Annotated in this window: 18 protein-coding genes; 4 read left to right on the top strand and 14 right to left on the bottom strand. The window is 56.9% G+C overall.

Annotated elements, in window-relative coordinates; all coding sequences use genetic code 11:
- Positions 1 to 44: 44 nt before the first annotated feature.
- A complete protein-coding gene (gene yigL, locus HV355_RS11045) occupies positions 45 to 845 on the bottom strand; it encodes a sugar/pyridoxal phosphate phosphatase YigL (RefSeq protein WP_182401906.1) in 801 nt (266 codons plus the stop codon).
- Between the two features lie 25 nt (positions 846 to 870).
- Positions 871 to 1863 (bottom strand): lysophospholipase L2, encoded by a 993-nt coding sequence (gene pldB / locus HV355_RS11050; protein ID WP_010426283.1) that lies wholly within the window; start codon positions 1861 to 1863, stop codon positions 871 to 873.
- A 110-nt stretch (positions 1864 to 1973) separates the two neighbouring features.
- On the opposite strand from pldB, the gene rhtB reads away from it, so the two are divergent.
- Positions 1974 to 2594 (top strand): homoserine/homoserine lactone efflux protein, encoded by a 621-nt coding sequence (gene rhtB, locus HV355_RS11055; RefSeq protein ID WP_008501533.1) that lies wholly within the window; start codon positions 1974 to 1976, stop codon positions 2592 to 2594.
- Here rhtB and rhtC read toward each other — a convergent pair.
- The 3 genes from rhtC to pldA all read right to left on the bottom strand — a co-directional run bounded on the left by rhtC (position 2591) and on the right by pldA (position 6062).
- Complete coding sequence (rhtC, locus tag HV355_RS11060) at positions 2591 to 3211, bottom strand: threonine export protein RhtC (RefSeq protein ID WP_010426287.1); 621 nt, start codon at positions 3209 to 3211, stop codon at positions 2591 to 2593. The two genes, rhtB and rhtC, sit on opposite strands and share 4 nt — an antisense overlap.
- Positions 3212 to 3272: 61 nt before the next feature.
- Positions 3273 to 5102: an ATP-dependent DNA helicase RecQ gene (recQ, locus tag HV355_RS11065; RefSeq protein ID WP_010426289.1), complete on the bottom strand. Its 1830-nt coding sequence runs from the start codon at positions 5100 to 5102 to the stop codon at positions 3273 to 3275.
- A gap of 90 nt (positions 5103 to 5192) precedes the next feature.
- Positions 5193 to 6062 (bottom strand): phospholipase A, encoded by an 870-nt coding sequence (gene pldA / locus HV355_RS11070; RefSeq protein WP_042716814.1) that lies wholly within the window; start codon positions 6060 to 6062, stop codon positions 5193 to 5195.
- A gap of 160 nt (positions 6063 to 6222) precedes the next feature.
- On the opposite strand from pldA, the gene yigI reads away from it, so the two are divergent.
- Positions 6223 to 6690 (top strand): acyl-CoA thioesterase YigI, encoded by a 468-nt coding sequence (gene yigI / locus HV355_RS11075; protein WP_010426301.1) that lies wholly within the window; start codon positions 6223 to 6225, stop codon positions 6688 to 6690.
- Positions 6691 to 6741: 51 nt separating this feature from the next.
- Entirely contained in the window at positions 6742 to 7638 is an 897-nt protein-coding gene (gene rarD / locus HV355_RS11080) for an EamA family transporter RarD (protein ID WP_010426302.1), read from the top strand.
- 82 nt (positions 7639 to 7720) lie between these two features.
- Here rarD and corA read toward each other — a convergent pair whose 3' ends face one another.
- The 8 genes from corA to HV355_RS11115 form a co-directional block, all read right to left on the bottom strand.
- A complete protein-coding gene (gene corA / locus HV355_RS11085; protein ID WP_010426304.1) occupies positions 7721 to 8671 on the bottom strand; it encodes a magnesium/cobalt transporter CorA in 951 nt (316 codons plus the stop codon).
- A gap of 150 nt (positions 8672 to 8821) precedes the next feature.
- Complete coding sequence (gene ysgD, locus HV355_RS24025; protein WP_212743980.1) at positions 8822 to 8878, bottom strand: YsgD/CorL family protein; 57 nt, start codon at positions 8876 to 8878, stop codon at positions 8822 to 8824.
- A 149-nt stretch (positions 8879 to 9027) separates the two neighbouring features.
- Positions 9028 to 11190: a DNA helicase II gene (gene uvrD, locus HV355_RS11090; RefSeq protein WP_182401908.1), complete on the bottom strand. Its 2163-nt coding sequence runs from the start codon at positions 11188 to 11190 to the stop codon at positions 9028 to 9030.
- 107 nt (positions 11191 to 11297) lie between these two features.
- Positions 11298 to 12014, bottom strand: coding sequence for a 5-amino-6-(5-phospho-D-ribitylamino)uracil phosphatase YigB (gene yigB, locus HV355_RS11095; protein ID WP_010426308.1), 717 nt, complete (start codon positions 12012 to 12014; stop codon positions 11298 to 11300).
- Positions 12014 to 12913 carry a tyrosine recombinase XerC gene (gene xerC, locus HV355_RS11100; RefSeq protein ID WP_010426310.1) on the bottom strand — a complete coding sequence of 300 codons (900 nt, stop codon included), beginning with the start codon at positions 12911 to 12913 and terminating at the stop codon, positions 12014 to 12016. Before xerC ends, yigB begins: the two co-directional genes overlap by 1 nt.
- Positions 12910 to 13617: a DUF484 domain-containing protein gene (locus tag HV355_RS11105; RefSeq protein ID WP_182401910.1), complete on the bottom strand. Its 708-nt coding sequence runs from the start codon at positions 13615 to 13617 to the stop codon at positions 12910 to 12912. The genes xerC and HV355_RS11105 overlap by 4 nt, the downstream gene beginning before the upstream one ends.
- A complete protein-coding gene (dapF, locus tag HV355_RS11110) occupies positions 13614 to 14438 on the bottom strand; it encodes a diaminopimelate epimerase (RefSeq protein ID WP_010426314.1) in 825 nt (274 codons plus the stop codon). The genes HV355_RS11105 and dapF overlap by 4 nt, the downstream gene beginning before the upstream one ends.
- A 36-nt stretch (positions 14439 to 14474) precedes the next feature.
- On the bottom strand, positions 14475 to 14678 hold the full coding sequence (locus HV355_RS11115) for a lipoprotein (RefSeq protein ID WP_042716806.1): 204 nt from the start codon (positions 14676 to 14678) through the stop codon (positions 14475 to 14477).
- A 135-nt stretch (positions 14679 to 14813) separates the two neighbouring features.
- Between HV355_RS11115 and cyaY the strand changes: the two genes are divergently transcribed.
- Positions 14814 to 15134 carry an iron donor protein CyaY gene (cyaY, locus tag HV355_RS11120; protein WP_045403860.1) on the top strand — a complete coding sequence of 107 codons (321 nt, stop codon included), beginning with the start codon at positions 14814 to 14816 and terminating at the stop codon, positions 15132 to 15134.
- Positions 15135 to 15209: 75 nt separating this feature from the next.
- On the opposite strand, the gene cyaA is transcribed toward cyaY, so the two are convergent.
- Positions 15210 to 17753 carry a class I adenylate cyclase gene (gene cyaA, locus HV355_RS11125; protein ID WP_182401912.1) on the bottom strand — a complete coding sequence of 848 codons (2544 nt, stop codon included), beginning with the start codon at positions 17751 to 17753 and terminating at the stop codon, positions 15210 to 15212.
- Between the last annotated feature and the right edge of the window lie 275 nt (positions 17754 to 18028).

The raw sequence follows: 18028 nt of genomic DNA on the forward strand, positions 1-18028 counted from the left end.
GAACTCTTTAGTTGACAACTGAACAATAAATAATCGAATGAAGATTATTCAAGGAACAGTTTGCGCAGGTACTTAGGCACAGCGTTATCGCCGTTGGTGCCGATCACTTCCAGCTCCGGGTGCAGGTCTTTCAGACGCTGGTGCGCGTTCTCCATGATGCAGCCTTTGCCCGCCATGGAGAGCATCTCAGCGTCGTTCATACCGTCTCCAAACGCGATGCAGTCTTTCAGCTCAAAGCCCAGACGTTTAGCCACCGCTTCCAGCGCGTGACCTTTGGAGACGCCACCGGCCATCACTTCCAGACAGGTCAGCGTGGAGAAGCTCACGTTAACGCGGTCGCCCCAGCGAGCGTTGATCGCCTGCTCCAGCAGCAGCAGCGCTTCATGGCTTTCGCAGGTGAAGAACACCTTACTGATCCCTTCCGGCTCCAGCAGGCCAGGCTCGTACAGTGAGTACTGGAATACGGCTTCCTTGAAAAAGCGCATCTCATCCGGGCGGTGGCGGTTCATAAACCACTCGTCATCGCGATAAACGTTGGTGACGATATCCGGGTTATTGTGCACCACGCCGAACAGATCGGCGGCAATATCGCGGTCCAGATTGTGGGTAAAAATCAGGTTACCATCCGTGTCGTGCACGCGCGCACCGTTGGAGGTGATCATGTACGATTTGATTTCCAGATTATCGCGGATCTGCCCCACGTCCACGTGGTGGCGACCGGTGGCAAACACGAAGTTCACGCCACGGGCAGTCAGGAGTTTTAATGTCTCTTTCGCGTAAGGCGAGAGGGTGTGGTCGGGGGAAAGCAGCGTGCCATCTAAGTCAGATGCAACAACCTGGTACATAGGGAAATTTAACCTCTGGTGAATATCAATTATGCCTGTTGAAAAATTCAACAATGGCGTTAAGCGCGACTGAGCGCATAGCGTCCTTTTCAAAAAGGATCTCATGGTACGCGCCGTTGATGACCAGCGGTTTTCCCCCTTCACAAGGGTGACCGGCGGCAGCGCGCAGTTCACAATAGCGGTCATGCATGCGGTTATCCACCACACGCTCTTCCTCCGCCTGAATCAGAAGCGTCGGCGTGTCATCATCGCCTACGCCCGCCAGCACCTGCTCACCGGCATGAATCCCTTCCCGCACCCAGTGCCAGGTCGGGCCGCCAACGCGCAAGCGCGGTTCATCGGCATAAAAGCGCAGGTTGCGACGATAGCGCTGCCGGCTGTGGGTCAGAACGTTGATGGCGAACGGCAATGCCCGCCAGCGTCCGGTACCGATGGCATAGCCTTCACGAATGCGCTGATGGCCCTCAGCCCAGTCGAGAAGATGGCGCACCATCCAATCGGGAAAACGAATGACAATACCGTACATCGGTGCGGTGAGCGCAATGGCGTCGCACTGGTGCTCATACCGCTGCAAAAACAGTGTCGAAATGGCACCGCCCATGGAGTGCGCAAGGATATACCGCTTGCGCCAGGGGCCAGGCTGCACTTCCTGCTGCCAGAACGCGGCAAAATCGTCGACGTAATCGCTGAAGTTATCCACGTGCCCACGGTGCGTATCCGGCAGCATACGACCGGACAACCCCTGTCCACGGTGGTCGATGATCAGCACGTCGAACCCCATATGGACCAGGTCGTAAGCCAGTTCGGCATATTTAACGTAGCTTTCGATGCGTCCGGGGCAGACGACAATCACACGGTCATTTTTTTCATTGCGGAAACGAACGAAGCGCACCGGGATGCCCCCGACGCCCGTAAACTCATCTTCCTCACGCTGCCGCCAGAAATCGGTCAGCGGCCCCATAGAGAAAGCAGCAAAAGCGTTTTCTCGTGTTTCCCAGTCCTTTTTCTGCTGAAACATTGGGTTTCCACTCACGTAATCCAGGGAATATCGTTTTTTTCGTCACTGGTCACAAAATGACGCAATAATAGCGTATTGTGGCATAAAAATAGACGGTTCGGGAGTTTCAAATGACCTTCGAATGGTGGTTCGCCTACCTGCTGACATCCATTATCCTCAGCCTTTCACCGGGCTCGGGTGCCATTAACACCATGACTACCTCCATCAATCACGGCTATCGCGGTGCGGCGGCATCCATCGCCGGTTTGCAGACCGGGCTGGGCATTCATATCGTCCTGGTCGGAATTGGTCTGGGGACCCTGTTCTCCCGCTCGGTGCTGGCGTTTGAAGTGCTGAAATGGGCCGGTGCGGCATATCTGATTTGGCTCGGCATCCAGCAGTGGCGCGCGGCAGGCTCCATCAACCTCAATACGCTCGCTCAGACGCAAAACCGAGGCCATCTGTTTAAGCGCGCGGTCTTCGTCAACCTGACCAACCCGAAGAGCATCGTTTTCCTCGCCGCGCTGTTCCCGCAGTTTATCGTGCCGCACCAGCCGCAGGTGATGCAGTACGTGGTGCTGGGGGCGACCACCATCATTGTCGATATCATCGTGATGATTGGCTATGCGACGCTGGCGCAGCGAATTGCGGCGTGGATTAAAGGGCCTAAGCAGATGAAGGCCCTGAATAAAGTCTTTGGTTCGCTGTTTATGCTGGTTGGCGCGCTGCTTGCGTCAGCGCGTCATGCTTAGCGAGAGATGATGAGATGAATGCCGAAGCCGGCGAACAGCGCGCCGGCGAAGCCGTCGATCCACTTCGCGATACGCTGGTAGCCGCGGCGCATTGCCGGTAAAGCGAACAGGCTGGCGACGATGGTGAACCAGGCAAAGGTTTCAACGACGATCAGCAGGAAAATACCCCAGCGCGCGCCCGCGCCGACGCTATCGCCGACAAACAGCGAGAACACGGAGCCGAAATAGATAATCGCTTTCGGGTTCGCCAGGTTGGTCAGCAGCCCTTTCACAAAGCTGCGTCCGCCCGTTGCCAGCTCCACCTTTGGCTCTTCCGGCTTTTTCTCTTCTTTCTTCAGCGCCCCGCGCAGCATCTGGTAGCCCATCCAGCACAGGTACAGGCCACCGCCGACCATAATGATGTTATGCAGCCAGGCCATCTTCGCCAGGATCAGGTTCAGACCGAGCAGCGCGACTGCCGCCCAGACCATGACGCCCATGGTAATACCGAGCACGCCCATCATCGCCTCTTTACGGGAGCGGCTGACGGCGGTTTGCGACACGAAGAAAAAGTCAGGGCCTGGGCTCATCAGCGCAACGATGTGCACCAATGCCACGGTGAGAAATAGCATTAACATAATTAGCTCGCGGGGAAATAATGTAGTGAGTCACCATCCTGGCACTTTTTCGCCCGGCTGACTACTCCTCGTCATCACCGTCGGCGTGAGAGCGGATAAGCGCCATAAACTCTTTCCCGAAGCGCTCCAGCTTGCGCGTGCCGACGCCGTTGACGCTCAGCATCTCGCTCGCGCTGAGCGGCATCTGCTCGGCCATCTCAATCAGCGTCGCGTCGTTGAACACCACGTACGGCGGGATGTTTTCTTCGTCGGCAATCGCTTTACGCAGCTTGCGCAGTTTGGCGAACAGCTTGCGGTCGTAGTTGCCGCCGTAGGATTTTTGCATCACACGCGGCTTCAGGGCGATGACGCGTGGAACGGCCAGTTTCAGTTCAACTTCACCGCGCAGTACCGGACGCGCGGCTTCGGTAAGCTGCAACGCAGAGTGCTGGGCAATGTTTTGCGTAGCAAAGCCAAGGTGGATCAGCTGGCGAATGATACTCACCCAGTGCTCGTGGCTCTGCTCTTTACCGATGCCGTAAACCGGCAGCTTGTCGTGGCCCATATCGCGGATACGCTGGTTATTCGCCCCGCGCAGCACTTCCACCACGTAGCCCATACCAAAGCGTTGATTGACGCGCCCAATGGTTGAGAGCGCTTTACGCGCGTCCATCAGACCATCGTACTGCTTCGGCGGATCAAGGCAGATATCGCAGTTGCCGCACGGCTCTTGTCGCCCCTCGCCAAAGTAGTTGAGCAGCACCAGACGGCGGCAGGTTTGCGCTTCGGCAAAGGCGCCCATCGCGTTGAGCTTGTGACGCTCGATATCCTGCAGCTGTCCCTGCGGTTTCTCTTCCAGGCAGCGGCGCAGCCACGCCATGTCCGCCGGATCGTAAAACAGCATCGCTTCCGCAGGCAGCCCGTCACGCCCGGCGCGACCAGTTTCCTGATAGTAGGATTCGATATTGCGCGGGATGTCGAAGTGCACCACAAAGCGCACGTTGGGCTTGTTGATGCCCATCCCGAACGCCACCGTCGCGACCACGATTTGAAGGTCGTCGCGCTGGAATTTCTCCTGCACGTCGGCGCGGATGTGGTTCTCCAGTCCGGCGTGATACGCGGCGGCGCTAAAGCCGCGGTTTTGCAGACGCGCGGCGGTGTCTTCCACCTTCGCACGGCTGTTGCAGTAGATGATGCCGGACTTGCCGCGCTGCTCCTGCACATAGCGTAAGAGCTGATCCAGCGGCTTGAATTTTTCCATCAGCATATAGCGGATGTTCGGGCGGTCGAAGCTGCTGACCTGAATGTAGGGGTCGTTCAGCCCGAGCAGACGAACGATATCCAGGCGTGTAGTGTCATCCGCCGTGGCGGTAAGCGCCATAAACGGCAGCTCGGGGAAGCGCTGACGCAGCTGGCCGAGGGCGGCATATTCCGGGCGGAAATCGTGTCCCCACTGGGAGATACAGTGCGCTTCATCCACCGCCAGCAGCACCGGGTTCCAGTGCGCGAGATGGTCGAGGAAGTTATCCAGCATCAGGCGTTCCGGCGCGATATACAGCAGGCGAATCTGTCCGGTGCGGCAACCCGCCATCACCTCTTGCTGCTGCTCGCGGGTCTGCGTGGAGTTAAGACAGGCGGCTGCCACGCCGTTGGCGAGCAGCTGGTCGACCTGATCTTTCATCAGAGAAATGAGGGGGGATACTACGACCGTCAGGCCGTTCAGCACCAGCGCAGGCACCTGATAGCAGAGGGATTTCCCGCCGCCGGTCGGCATCACCACCAGGCAATCACGGCCTTCCAGCACGGTTTCAATGATGGTTTCCTGGCCGGGGCGGAACTGCTGGTAGCCAAAGGTTTCATGCAAAACCTGTTTAGCCAGCGATTCCTGATTCAATACTTCCGCCTGCGCCACGTTAACCCCATATGCCAGAAATGAAACAGGCGCTATTTTCAGCGCCTGAGAAAGAAACTTCAACGTTTAACGCAAAAACATTCGAGCGACCTAGAAAATATCGTTCAGCATAACGCCCACACCCACACGGGTCTGGTTAAAGTTGTAATCGATAAGCGACTCGCCGTAACCGCTATACACCTGCGTATAAAGACGCACGTGTTTCGTCACCGGGTAGCTCAGGCCAACCTCAGCACCACCGTAGCCAGTGTTCCAGTTGTACTGGCCTTTCGCGCTCAGCACGGCATCACCCAGCTGATAGCCAATCTTGAGCTGGTAGTAGCCCATGTATTTGGTGATATCCGGGTTGTCATCGGTGCTGCCCACCACATACCACGGCTTCACTTCCACCATCCAGTTACCGTTCTGCGCCATCAGGCGCGTATAGGCACGGTTCCAGCTGCGCGAGGTTGGGTCGGAACGTCCGTTGGAATCGTGGTTAAAGCCCACCTCGACGTCACGCAGCGTCCAGCCAGCAAATTCGTAATCCGTTGCGAAGCCGAGGAACAGCTGCGGCTCATAGTTGGTTTCACGGAACGGCGAGGACTCACCGCTGTTGGAGAGCTGCCACCAGGACTTTTGGGTGTATGACGCACCGAGCACCGAGTTCGGCCCAAGAATGCCTCGCCAGAACGGGAACGCGAGGCTGAGCTGGAACTTCACCTCATCTTTACGCGCATTATCGGACCAGTTATAGGAACTTATCGCCTCTTTGTTGAGATCGCTGGTCTGGGTATAGATCACGTAGTTGGTGTCATACGGGTACAGTGTGAACGGATTGTCATGCTCCTGAAGCATATTGGCGATGATGCTGCCGCGCACTGCGGGGGCATCGTGCACTTCTTTGACGGTTGCTTCTTGCGCATATGCTGTGAGGGGCAGCGAAACCGCCGCCAGTAACCAACCCAGATACGTCCGCATCGGTGGTGTTCTCCTGAAAGGGTGATATTTAATGAATAGTTTTGTCCGGGCATTCTACAGACTTCTGCAGCAACTTCCGCCTCCTCGTTTCTGAAAGTGGAAATCCTTATTGTTGAGGCATAAAATCAACATTTTGTTAACAACAAGGATGCAACCCCTCATGTCAGCCACGCTTACCGCCGAAGAAACGTTAAAACTCGTGGGCGAGATTTTTGTGTACCACATGCCGTTTAACCGCGCGCTGGGTCTGGAACTGGAGCGATACGAGAAAGACTTTGCCCAGCTCAGCTTTAATAATCAGCCAATGATGGTAGGCAACTGGGCGCAAAGTATTTTGCACGGTGGGGTAATTGCCTCCGCGCTGGACGTGGCGGCGGGGCTGGTCTGCGTCGGCAGCACGCTGACGCGCCATGACACCATCAATGAAGAGGAGCTCCGCCAGCGTCTTTCGCGGATGGGCACTATCGATTTACGCGTCGACTATCTGCGCCCTGGACGGGGTAATCGCTTTACCTGTACCAGCAGCCTGCTGCGCGCGGGCAACAAAGTCGCGGTAGCGCGCGTTGAGTTGCATAACGAAGAACAGGTTTATATCGCCAGCGCAACCGCCACTTATATGGTGGGTTAAGGCGATAAAAACGGGTAAAATTAATTCACTCTTTTGTAACGGATTTTCCCGATGGATGCTAAACAGACGCGGCAGGGCGTTTTACTCGCCCTTGCCGCTTATTTTATTTGGGGTATCGCACCGGCGTACTTCAAATTTATCGCCTATGTACCGGCCGACGAGATCCTCACCCACCGCGTCATCTGGTCGTTCTTCTTTATGATTGCGCTGATGAGCGTCAGCCGTCAGTGGTCCGGCGTCAAAACGCTGCTGCAAACCCCTAAAAAGGTCTTCCTGCTGGCGCTTTCTGCGGTACTGATCGGCGGCAACTGGCTGCTGTTCATTTGGGCGGTGAATAACCATCACATGCTTGAAGCGAGCCTGGGATACTTTATTAACCCGCTGGTGAACATTGTGCTGGGGATGATTTTCCTCGGCGAACGCTTTCGCCGGATGCAGTGGGTAGCGGTCATTCTGGCTTTCTGCGGCGTGCTGGTGCAGCTGTGGACCTTCGGCTCACTGCCGATTATTGCCCTCGGTCTGGCGTTCAGCTTTGCGTTCTATGGGCTGGTACGTAAGAAGATTGCGGTGGAAGCGCAGACCGGGATGCTGTTTGAAACCCTGTGGCTGCTGCCGGTGGCGGCAATTTATCTGTTTGGCATCGCCGACAGCGCCACCAGCCACATGGGCAGCAACCCGTGGTCGCTGAACCTGATGCTGATGGCCGCGGGCGTGGTGACCACCATTCCGCTGCTGTGCTTCACCGGCGCGGCGACGCGCCTGCGTCTCTCCACGCTGGGCTTCTTCCAGTACATTGGCCCGACGCTGATGTTTCTGCTGGCAGTGGTGTTTTACGGGGAAGTGCCGGGGGCAGATAAGATGGTGACCTTCGCCTTTATCTGGGTGGCGCTGGCGATTTTCGTTGCCGATGCAATTTATACCCAGCGCAGGGTGCGCAAAGGGTTGTAATGTTGCCCTCACCCCAACCCTCTCCCACAGGAGAGGGAGTTCGATCGTAGGGCGGGTAAGCGGAGCGCCACCCGCCAGATTTTTACAGCCAGTTCCGACGCTTGAAATAGAGATACGGCGCCAGCCCGGCGAGGATCATGAAGATAATCGCCCCCGGGTAGCCAAAGCTCCACTTCAGCTCCGGCATAAACTCAAAGTTCATCCCATAGCTGGATGCCACCAGCGTCGGCGGCAGGAACACCACGGATACCACCGAGAAGATCTTGATGATGCGGTTCTGCTCGATGTTGATAAAGCCCATCGCCGCCTGCATCAGGAAGTTCACCTTCTGGAACAGGGATTCGTTGTGCGGCAGCAGGGATTCGATATCTCGTAAGATCTCACGCGCCTGCTCCAGCTGACCGCCCGGCAGACGTGCTTTACGCACCAGGAAGTTCAGCGCACGCTGGGTATCCATCAGACACAAACGCACTTTCCAGCCGATATCTTCCTGCTCCGCCAGCGTCGAAAGCGCTTCGTCATATTCATCGCCCTGATGGCCTTCCATGATCACGCGGCTCAGCTTTTCCAGGTCGCTGTAGATGTTCTCAATTTCGTCCGCCAGCTGTTCAATTTTGGTTTCGAACAGATCGAGCAGCAGCTCGTAAGCATTACCGTCCACCATCGCCTGGCTACGGGCGCGCATGCGGTAGAGACGAAACGCAGGCAGTTCGCGCTCGCGCAGGGTAAACAGACGACCATCGCGGATGGTAAACGCCACGGTGGAGTTACCCGCGTGGTCATCAGCGTCTTCAAAGAAGAAGAAGGAGTGAATGTGCAGACCGTCTTCATCTTCAAAAAAACGTGCGGATGCTTCGATGTCTTCCAGTTCAGGACGCGTTGCCAGGCTTTGCCCCAGCTCAGATTGTACGCGAAGGCGCTCATCGTCGTCCGGCTCGACCAGATCCACCCATACGGCATCAACGAGGGGCTGTGACTCTTCGGCTTCAAGCCGAGTCAGTCGGTTATTTTCGAGTTGAAATGCGCTCAACATGACCGGGACTCCCAATGCAAAAAATATCGGACAGTTCGGTGGGCACACAGAAACAATTTGGGTTTCAGACCATTAAACAGCCTGACTCAGCGCGACGGGGATAATGCAGTCGCTGACAACCACTAAGGCCATCAGCAAGGGGAGATAGCCTTAGGAGTTGTTCCTGGATGACAGGGAATTGAGCCAGTATCTACTGGGTGTGTCCAAGGCGAATGTCCTCTTAGCGTAATCGTGCGCGCATGTTACGCCAGCAGTAACTGTGGCGTCAACACGCAACGGAACGCTGAAGGGCATTAATTGACCTTCAGCCTATAAGGTTAGCAGATTATTACAAAATAATGATATTTTTCTGAAAGTTACACGGTTTCCAGCCTGGCGTAAGCAGCCACCAGCCATTTGATCCCCTGGCCCTGGAACGCCACCTGTAAGCGGCTGTGTTCACCGCTACCTTCGAGGTTCACGATGGTGCCTTCACCAAATTTCGAATGACGCACGCGCTGGCCCAGCTTGTAGCCGGTATCGGTTTCAGTGATGGGTGAACCCATACGTTGATGGTTGACCGGACGGCTGATGCTTGCCCGCAGACGCACCTCTTCCACGCACTCTTCCGGCAGCTCGCCGATGAAGCGCGACGGACGGTGATAAACCTCTTTGCCGTACAGACGGCGGGTTTCGGCGTAGGTCAGCGTTAGCTTTTGCATCGCACGGGTCACGCCCACGTAGGCCAGACGACGCTCTTCTTCCAGACGCCCGCCTTCATCCAGCGACATCTGGCTCGGGAACATCCCCTCTTCCATCCCAACGATAAACACCTGCGGGAACTCCAGACCTTTGGCGGAGTGCAGGGTCATCAGCTGAACTGCATCCTGCCAGGTGTCCGCCTGCCCTTCTCCCGCTTCCAGCGCGGCGTGGGACAGAAACGCCTGCAGCGGCATCAGGTCTTCGTCTTCTTCGTTGTAGCTGAACTGGCGCGTTGCCGTCACCAGTTCCTCTAAGTTCTCAATACGGGTCTGGCCCTTCTCGCCTTTCTCCTGCTCGTACATGGTACGCAGGCCGGAGTCTTTAATCACCCGGTCGGTCTGCACGTGCAGCGGCATATCGGCCGTTTCCTGCGCCAGCGCGTCAATCAGTTCGAGGAAGCGCTGTAATGCGCTGGCGGCACGTCCGGCGAGCGCTTTTTCCTGCAGCAGCTCGCGGCATGCCTGCCAGAGCGTAAGCTGGCGGTCACGCGAGGCCTGGCGCACCACGTCCAGTGTGCGGTCACCGATGCCGCGCGTCGGCGTGTTCACCACGCGCTCAAACGCCGCATCGTCGTTGCGGTTGGCGATCAGGCGCAGATACGAGAGCGCATCCTTGATCTCCTGACGTTCGAAGAAGCGCATCCCGCCGTAAATGCGGTACGGCATGCTCACCTGCAGCAGCGCCTCTTCCAGCACGCGCGACTGGGCGTTGCTGCGGTAGAGAATGGCGCACTGCTCCAGGGCACCGCCGTTGTCCTGCCAGGTTTTGATGCGGTTCACCACGAAGCGGGCTTCGTCGAGCTCGTTGAAGGCGCAGTAAATCGAAATCGGTTCGCCGTCGACGCCGTTGGTCCACAGCTTTTTACCCAAACGCCCGTTGTTGTTTTCGATCAGGGCGTTAGCCGCGCTGAGGATGTTGTTCGTCGAGCGGTAGTTCTGCTCCAGACGGATGGTTTCCGCGCCGGGGAAGTCCTTGAGGAAGCGCTGAATATTCTCCACCTGCGCCCCGCGCCAGCCGTAGATCGACTGGTCATCATCGCCTACGATCATTACCTTGCCGGTATCACCGGCCAGCAGGCGGATCCATGCGTACTGGATGTTGTTGGTATCCTGGAATTCGTCCACCAGGATATTGGTGAAGCGTTCACGGTAGTGCTGAAGGATGTGCGGCTTGTTGAGCCACAGCTCGTGGGCGCGCAGCAGCAGCTCGGCGAAATCCACCAGACCGGCGCGATCGCACGCTTCCTGATAGGCCTTGTAGACGTTCTGCCAGGTCTGCTCGACCGGGTTGCCGAAGCTCTGAATGTGGTGCGGGCGCAGCCCCTCGTCTTTCTGGCCGTTGATGTACCACATCGCCTGACGCGGCGGCCACTGCTTCTCGTCGAGGTTCATCGCCTTGATCAGGCGCTTCAGCAGGCGCAGCTGGTCTTCGCTGTCGAGGATCTGGAAATCCTGCGGCAGGTTGGCGTCCATATGGTGCGCGCGCAGCAGGCGGTGCGCCAGGCCGTGGAAGGTGCCAACCCACATACCGCCCTGGCTGGTGCCCATCAGCTGTGCGATACGGTGGCGCATCTCCGCCGCCGCCTTGTTGGTAAACGTGACCGCCATGATGGAGTACGGCGAGCAGTTCTCCACGCTCTGCAACCAGGCAATACGGTGAACCAGCACGCGCGTCTTACCACTGCCCGCTCCAGCCAGCACCAGCATATTGGTGCGCGAGGCCGCTACGGCTTCACGCTGTTTGTCATTAAGGCTGTCGAGCAGGTAAGAAACGTCCATTGGCACCGTCACATAGTATTCAGGAACACAGCAAAACGCCCGGTGGCGCTTCGCTTACCGGGCCTACAACTGCAAAACCCTGGTAATTTATACAATATTACTGGTGATTATATCAGCGTCGTGAGGGATGCCAACCGCGAAATTTCCACGTGCGGCAGAAGACGGCTATCCTTCGTGGTCATCAGGTCGGCGTTTTCTGGCTTGATCCAGCAGGCCTGCATGCCGCAGCGAATGGCACCCGCGACATCCGTGGTCAGATCGTCGCCCACGTGCAAAATTTCACCGAGCGGCAGGTTCATTTTTTCCGCTGCCAGATGGTACATATCGCTGAACGGCTTCGAGCGCCCGTGCGGGCCCGCGCGCAGCACGAACTCAAAGTAATCCCCGAGGCCAAACAGTTCAGGCTGTGCGTTACCGTTAGTGATGGCCACCAGCGGCCACTTTTCGGCAAGCTTCGCCAGCGTGTCGTGGGTCTCCTGCGGCACGTCGATACGGCTGCGCCATTTGGCGAAGTTTTCCATTGCCGCTTCGGCACCGATGGCCGCGTCCTGTACGCTCAGGCCCACGTTGAGCATCGCCTGCTCAACCGCACGACGACGCCATTCGGTCACGTCGTGGTAAATGTCCGGCTCGGTCTCCCGCAGGGACTGACGCAGAGTCTGAAAATCCTTGTTCTGCATCGCTTTCAGCGCGGGATGGTAGTTCTGCACAAACGCCAGCGACTCCTGCTCGGTACGCAGGATCACCTCACGGTTGTCATAAAGGGTGTCATCAAGGTCAAACGTCAGGGCCGAGATCTGACCAAGTGGGCGGTAAAAACGCATTATTTCCCCCGTTTGGCGCGTGGATGCGCCGCGTCATACACCGAGGCAAGGTGTTGGAAGTCTAAGTGGGTATAGATTTGAGTGGTCGACAGATTTGCGTGGCCAAGCAGTTCCTGCACGCCGCGCAGATCGCCGCTGGATTCCAGCATGTGGGTGGCGAACGAGTGGCGCAGCTTGTGCGGGTGAACGTGGCTGTTTAGCCCCTGCTTGATGCCCCACTCCGCAAAGCGCTTCTGCACGTTACGCGCCGAGATCCGCTTGCCGAGCTTTGATAAAAACAGCGCATTCTCCTCTGCGCCAAACAGCCCGCGCAGATCCAGCCAGTGCTCAATCCAGGAGACCGCGTTGCGGCCAATCGGCAGACGGCGCTCTTTGCTGCCCTTGCCCATGACCCACACTTCGCCGGATTCCAGATCGAGATGCTTTAAATCGAGGTTCACCAGCTCAGAGAGACGCAGGCCCGCACCGTACATTACCTCCAGCATCGCGCGGTCGCGCACCGCCAGCGGATCGTTAAGGTCGATATCCAGCAGGCGATTTACGTCGTCGACGTCGATATTTTTCGGAAGATGGCGAGGGGCTTTTGGCGTGGCGATGCCTTTCGCCGGGTTGGCTTTTAAACCGCCCTGGCTCACCAGCCAGTCGAAGAAACTGCGCAGGGCGGAAAGCCTGAGCGCCAGGCTCGCCGGGCTGAGGTTTTTTTTACGGCTACGCACAACGAACCCGCGCACCGTGGCAGCATCACATTGTTGCCAGCTTTTCAGGCCGATCTCGTCGGCAATCTGGATGATGGCATCAAGCTGACGCTGATAGTTAAGCAGCGTTATGGGGCTGAGCTGACGTTCCACGCCCAGATAGCGCAGAAAGCGCGTGACGTCAGCGGCGAGTGCATCTGTCATACGCGCTCAATCCAGCGCTCCAGCAGCTCAGGCAGCATCAGGGCGATTTCCTGCAGCAGGTGCGTACCCTGCCCCTGCTCATAATGATGTGCGTCACGGCTGGTAAATAACATCACGCCCAGATCGCCATCGCGCCCCATCAGCGACATCGCCACCGAGCCAATCGCTTTGGCTTCCGGCAACACGACCAGCAGCTCAGGCCCGTTCAGCGGCCCGAGATAGTGCTGCTCACGGCCCAGACGCTGAATGCGTAGCGGCTCAAACGCCTGGCGGCTCAGCGACAGATGGGTAAACCCGGACGGCGCACCAATGCGCCAGCGGTCCGGGAACAGGCGAATCGTCGCGCCTGCCAGCCCAAGCTCACGCGCCCAGCGGTGGAAGCGGCTGAGGAACTCTTCAAGGCTGTGCGCCGAGGCCAGACGCGCCTGCAGGTGCAACAGACGATAAAACAGGCTCTCGTTATTGCTGGCCTGCTCCATCAGCAGCGTCATGTTCTCTTCAAGCTGATTGATGTGCTTGCGCGAGCGCGCCATGTGCCATTCGACCAGCGACACGGTTTCACGAATCGGATGCGGTACGCGCATCTGTTCAACAACGCGTGCATTGCGGATAAAAAACTCAGGATTGTTCAGCAGGTAATCAACAACAGCGCTGTCATCCAGTTCCGTCATTATTTCCTGCAGTTCTTCCCCTGGTTGTTTCATAGATGGATAAACCCGTCATAAACATGTGTCGCCGGGCCCGTCATATACAGTGGATGACCCGGTCCTTTCCAGGCGATATCAAGCCGACCGCCCGGTAATTCCACGCGAACCTCTTCTGCCAGTAACCCCTGAGAGATGCCCACAGCAACTGCAGCACAGGCACCGCTTCCGCAGGCCTGGGTTTCGCCCGCGCCGCGCTCGTAAACCCGCAGACGGATGTGCTCACGCTTCACCACCTGCATAAAGCCGATGTTCGCGCGCTCCGGGAAACGTTCGTGGCTTTCCAGCACCGGACCGAGCGTTTCAACCGCGGCGGTTTGCACATCATCAACCTGAATCACACAGTGAGGGTTACCCATCGAGACGACGCCGCACAATACTGTCTGCTCGGCCGCACGCATAATATAGGTCTTTTCCGCTTTGTTTGCGCGGAACGGTACGGCGGAAGGCTCGAAGTTTGGCTCGCCCATATTCACGCGTACCAGCTCGTCATCGGTCACGCTGAGCACCATACGGCCGTTCGCAGTACTGACGCGAATATCGCGCTTGTTGGTCAGCCCCTTCAGGCGGACAAAGCGGGCAAAACAGCGCGCGCCGTTGCCGCACTGGTTAACTTCGCTGCCGTCAGCGTTAAAAATGCGGTAGTGGAAATCGAGATCGGGATCGTAAGGCGGCTCGACCACCAGCAGCTGATCGAACCCCACGCCCACGTGCCGATCCGCCAGGCGGCGAATCAGCTCCGGGGAGAAAAACACATTCTGCGTTACCGCGTCGACGACCATAAAATCGTTGCCAAGGCCATGCATTTTAGAGAACTGCATCATTTGCTCCATTGCGCGGGTACAGAACGTAATCTGTCAGAGATTAACCTGAGTCGGGCCACCGTTATCGCCGCGATCGTTAGTATCTGGCGTCGTTGACTCAATGCCGCTTTGCACCGGTTTCGTTGGCGGCGGTGCGTTTTTATCCTCTGGCGGGAAGTACAGCGGTCCTTTCAGTCCACAACCCGTCAGGCTAAACAGCGTGATGAGAACGGCAAGCGTTCGGAAGACGTTTTTCATTATCAAGTTGCTCGTAAGTTCAAATCTGTTTCTATCATCGCAGGAGAAGACACAAAAGCAAGAGTTTGCCGCTTTCCTGCAACGGGAATTATTTAGCGTTATACTGCCGCCATCACGAAAAACAGGAACAAAACCATGAATGACAGTGAATTCCATCGCCTTGCCGACACCCTGTGGATGACCATCGAAGAGCGCCTGGACGACTGGGACGGCGACAGCGATATCGATTGTGAAATCAACGGCGGTATCCTGACCTTAAGCTTTGAAAACGGCAGCAAAATTATTATTAACCGCCAGGAGCCGCTTCACCAGGTGTGGCTGGCGGCCAAACAGGGCGGCTATCACTTCGATCTGAAAGACGGGGAATGGGTCTGCGACCGTAGCGGCGTACCGTTCTGGGATCTGCTGGAACAGGCGGCGACCGCGCAGGCGGGTGAGGCAGTGAGTTTCAGGTAGTTTTGTTGCCGGGTGGCGGCAACAGCGACTCGAACCGTAGGCCGGGTAAGCGTTAACGCCACCCGGCAAAAAGGATCAGGAGAAATACTGCTGCAACAGCGGCGCGGTATCCTGATTCGCCGGCGCGGCAGGCGTTACGGCCTGGGTCCGGAACGGGATCACCTGCGTACGACCATCGACGTTCACAATCTGATAGAACTGCGGCAGGTTGAAGTTAATGAAGCTTGAGCCGTAGGTGAAACGGTCGTGCGAAGAGGAGTAGAAGCGGCTGACGTCGCGCACCAGCTCCTCTTTACTGCCTTCACAGTGGTGATACACCTCGGCGCGGTTAGTCTCATCAAGGATGTAGATATTGAAACCGGCATCCTCACCTGACTCTTCGAAGAAGAACTGAATAATCCCTTCGCTCGCAAAACCATCCACCACCTGCGGCAGCTTAACGTGGTTGGTTTCCACCTGCACCGACAGGCCATGCAGCTTGTTGTGTGAAATCGCGCCGTAGAACTCGATGGCATTTTCCAGCTTCTGTACTGACACGTTCAGGCGCTCGAAGAACAGCCCCCAGGTCTGGCCGGAGACGCGCAGCGCTTTAAAGCGCCCGGTTTCGTGACGGGTGCTGGAAAGACGCAGCTCGATGCACTCAGAGACCAGCTGCTGCACGCGGGTACGAATCAAACCGCGCAGGTGCTGGCTGTAGCAGAACACTTCGACGCTGTCCGGCGGCGCGGCGTCCTGGTGCATCTTGCCAAGAATGGTTTTCAGCGCTTCGATCATCGCCTGCTCGCCGTTGAAGTGCAGGGTACGTACTTCGTTCCACGAGTTGCGGTACAGCAGGTCTACACTGCCTACCAGGCAGTTTTGCTGCTCGCCAAAGCTGAAGACGTCCAGCTTGCGGAAGTCAAAATGGACTACCTGATTGCGGAAGGCCGCCGTCGGGTCGTACTCCAGGTTGACGATAATCGCCAGATGGCGAATCTCGCACGGGCTGTAAAGCGCTTTTGGCGTTGGCGCAGGCAGACGCAGCGGGAAGTGCTGCGAAACGTCAGCGACCATCTCCTGCAGCTTGGCTAAATCAACCACCTCGTTGCCTTTGATAAACAGGCGCGTGCGCGAGGTCAGCAGGCCGTTGAACCAGGCCCAGGCCACCAGCTTGTTCAGATAGCGGTTATACTCCAGCGGCTGATGGCTGATGATCGAATCCATGCTTGGCGCACGGTTGTACAGATACCACCCGGTGCGGTTTGCGCGGCCCGGTGGCACAAAGATAAAGGTCAGGTTCGGCTCTGACAGGTCAGGTGAAATCTGCGGGTTCACCAGGGTGACTTTACCCGGCAGCGCTTCAAACGCGGCGTACAGCTTGCGGGTCAATACCCCGATGTCCTGCGGGCTGGCGGAAACGCTGAGGTTGTTACGGCGCGCAAAGCGGATCAGATTACGGTAGCTTTGCATCATTGCATCGAGCAGTTCGTTGTGCGCTTCACGCACCTGATCGATCTTCCAGTTGGCGCGGTTGTCGAGCATGGACAGACGCGCTTCGTCCCATCCCCACTCTTTGACTAACTGACTGACCACTTCACGACGCCAGCCCACGCAGGCGCGTTCGCGGCTCAGTTTTTCACAAACTTTGAGATAGAAACATCGACGCACCAGATCGAGACGCGTGGTGTCATCAATGGCTTTCAGGTATTCGGTAACGCGTTCCAGCATCATGCAGTAGGCATCAAGCCCGTAGGAGACAATCTCCCCGTCGTGCAGACGCTGTTTGATGTCTTTCGCCAGCAGGCGCGGCGTAGGGTATTCCCAGGAATAGGCTTCCAGCAGCAGCGTTTTCAGCACCGCTTTGTACGGTGAGTCGATGCTCTTATAAAGCTGCCAGAGGCTCGCGCCAAAGTACTCTTCGGCGGACAGAGAGCTCAGGCCCCCCAGATCCAGCCATTCGTTTGGCGTCAGTACGCCCTGAGAATAGAGCGACATGACGTAATCGTCGTAATGCTCTTCTTCATCGCACGGCACCATATTCCACAGAATACGCTTCCCGGCGAGGCGAACGGCAGTACGGTAGAACTCATCCAGCAATAAGATGTGCTGAGTCGAGCCGCAGTCTTCACCACCGAGACTGCCGCTTTCGTTATGGCGGAAACGGTTTTCATCAATCAGGAAGAAGCTTACTTCCACGCCGAGCGACGCCGCCCAGCTCTCCAGCAGGCTGCATTTACGCTGCAGCAGCTGGCGCTCTTCGTTATCGAGCCAGGATTGATGGCAGACCCAGATATCCAGGTCAGAAGAACAGCTTTGCCCTACCGATGAGGTACTCCCCATTGTGTAAACGCCAGTGATTGGCAGTTCACCTTTCGGAGAAACCTGAGGCGGCATGCCGCGGTAGAGTTCCAGCTCGTTCAGATAGTGCTGTTGGGTTTCATCAGGCGTGAAAAGGCAAATGCCCTGGGGAACGTTACCATCGAGGTAGCCCGGCATCAGAGGATGGTGATAGTGCAATAATGTCGGCAGCAGACTGTATACCTGCTGGAAAGCAGGGCCCATGGCAGCAAGCGCGCGATCCACGCGCAGTTGATTTATGGCATCCAGTCTCTGTTTCAGAGTCTCAATATAGAGGTACAAGACGTATCGCCTGATGTTTCCGGGTGTCGTAAGCTATTCAAAACACGAATAACAGCGAGCCCGCAGTATTTCAAAAAGATAACCGTTACCCTTCTTTCGCCCTTATCATTATGGTGGTACCGACGAAAAAATGGTCTAAAACGTGATCAATTTAACACCTTGCCGGTTGACCGTAAAGAAAGATGCGCTACATACAAGTGTAGCACCGTTCTGTACGTGTAAATTCCTGAATACGGCTACGGCAGACGAATACGCCGCCTTGTCCCTCTCACCCT

Origin of the sequence: Enterobacter sp. RHBSTW-01064, assembly GCF_014103035.1 — a bacterium.
GTDB lineage: Bacteria > Pseudomonadota > Gammaproteobacteria > Enterobacterales > Enterobacteriaceae > Enterobacter > Enterobacter mori.

Coding starts and splice junctions, on each gene's coding strand:
- yigL (WP_182401906.1), bottom strand. CDS start 845: ATGTACCAGGTTGTTGCATCTGACTTAGATGGCACGCTGCTTTCCCCC.
- pldB (WP_010426283.1), bottom strand. CDS start 1,863: ATGTTTCAGCAGAAAAAGGACTGGGAAACACGAGAAAACGCTTTTGCT.
- rhtB (WP_008501533.1), top strand. CDS start 1,974: ATGACCTTCGAATGGTGGTTCGCCTACCTGCTGACATCCATTATCCTC.
- rhtC (WP_010426287.1), bottom strand. CDS start 3,211: ATGTTAATGCTATTTCTCACCGTGGCATTGGTGCACATCGTTGCGCTG.
- pldA (WP_042716814.1), bottom strand. CDS start 6,062: ATGCGGACGTATCTGGGTTGGTTACTGGCGGCGGTTTCGCTGCCCCTC.
- yigI (WP_010426301.1), top strand. CDS start 6,223: ATGTCAGCCACGCTTACCGCCGAAGAAACGTTAAAACTCGTGGGCGAG.
- rarD (WP_010426302.1), top strand. CDS start 6,742: ATGGATGCTAAACAGACGCGGCAGGGCGTTTTACTCGCCCTTGCCGCT.
- corA (WP_010426304.1), bottom strand. CDS start 8,671: ATGTTGAGCGCATTTCAACTCGAAAATAACCGACTGACTCGGCTTGAA.
- uvrD (WP_182401908.1), bottom strand. CDS start 11,190: ATGGACGTTTCTTACCTGCTCGACAGCCTTAATGACAAACAGCGTGAA.
- yigB (WP_010426308.1), bottom strand. CDS start 12,014: ATGCGTTTTTACCGCCCACTTGGTCAGATCTCGGCCCTGACGTTTGAC.
- xerC (WP_010426310.1), bottom strand. CDS start 12,913: ATGACAGATGCACTCGCCGCTGACGTCACGCGCTTTCTGCGCTATCTG.
- HV355_RS11105 (WP_182401910.1), bottom strand. CDS start 13,617: ATGAAACAACCAGGGGAAGAACTGCAGGAAATAATGACGGAACTGGAT.
- dapF (WP_010426314.1), bottom strand. CDS start 14,438: ATGCAGTTCTCTAAAATGCATGGCCTTGGCAACGATTTTATGGTCGTC.
- HV355_RS11115 (WP_042716806.1), bottom strand. CDS start 14,678: ATGAAAAACGTCTTCCGAACGCTTGCCGTTCTCATCACGCTGTTTAGC.
- cyaY (WP_045403860.1), top strand. CDS start 14,814: ATGAATGACAGTGAATTCCATCGCCTTGCCGACACCCTGTGGATGACC.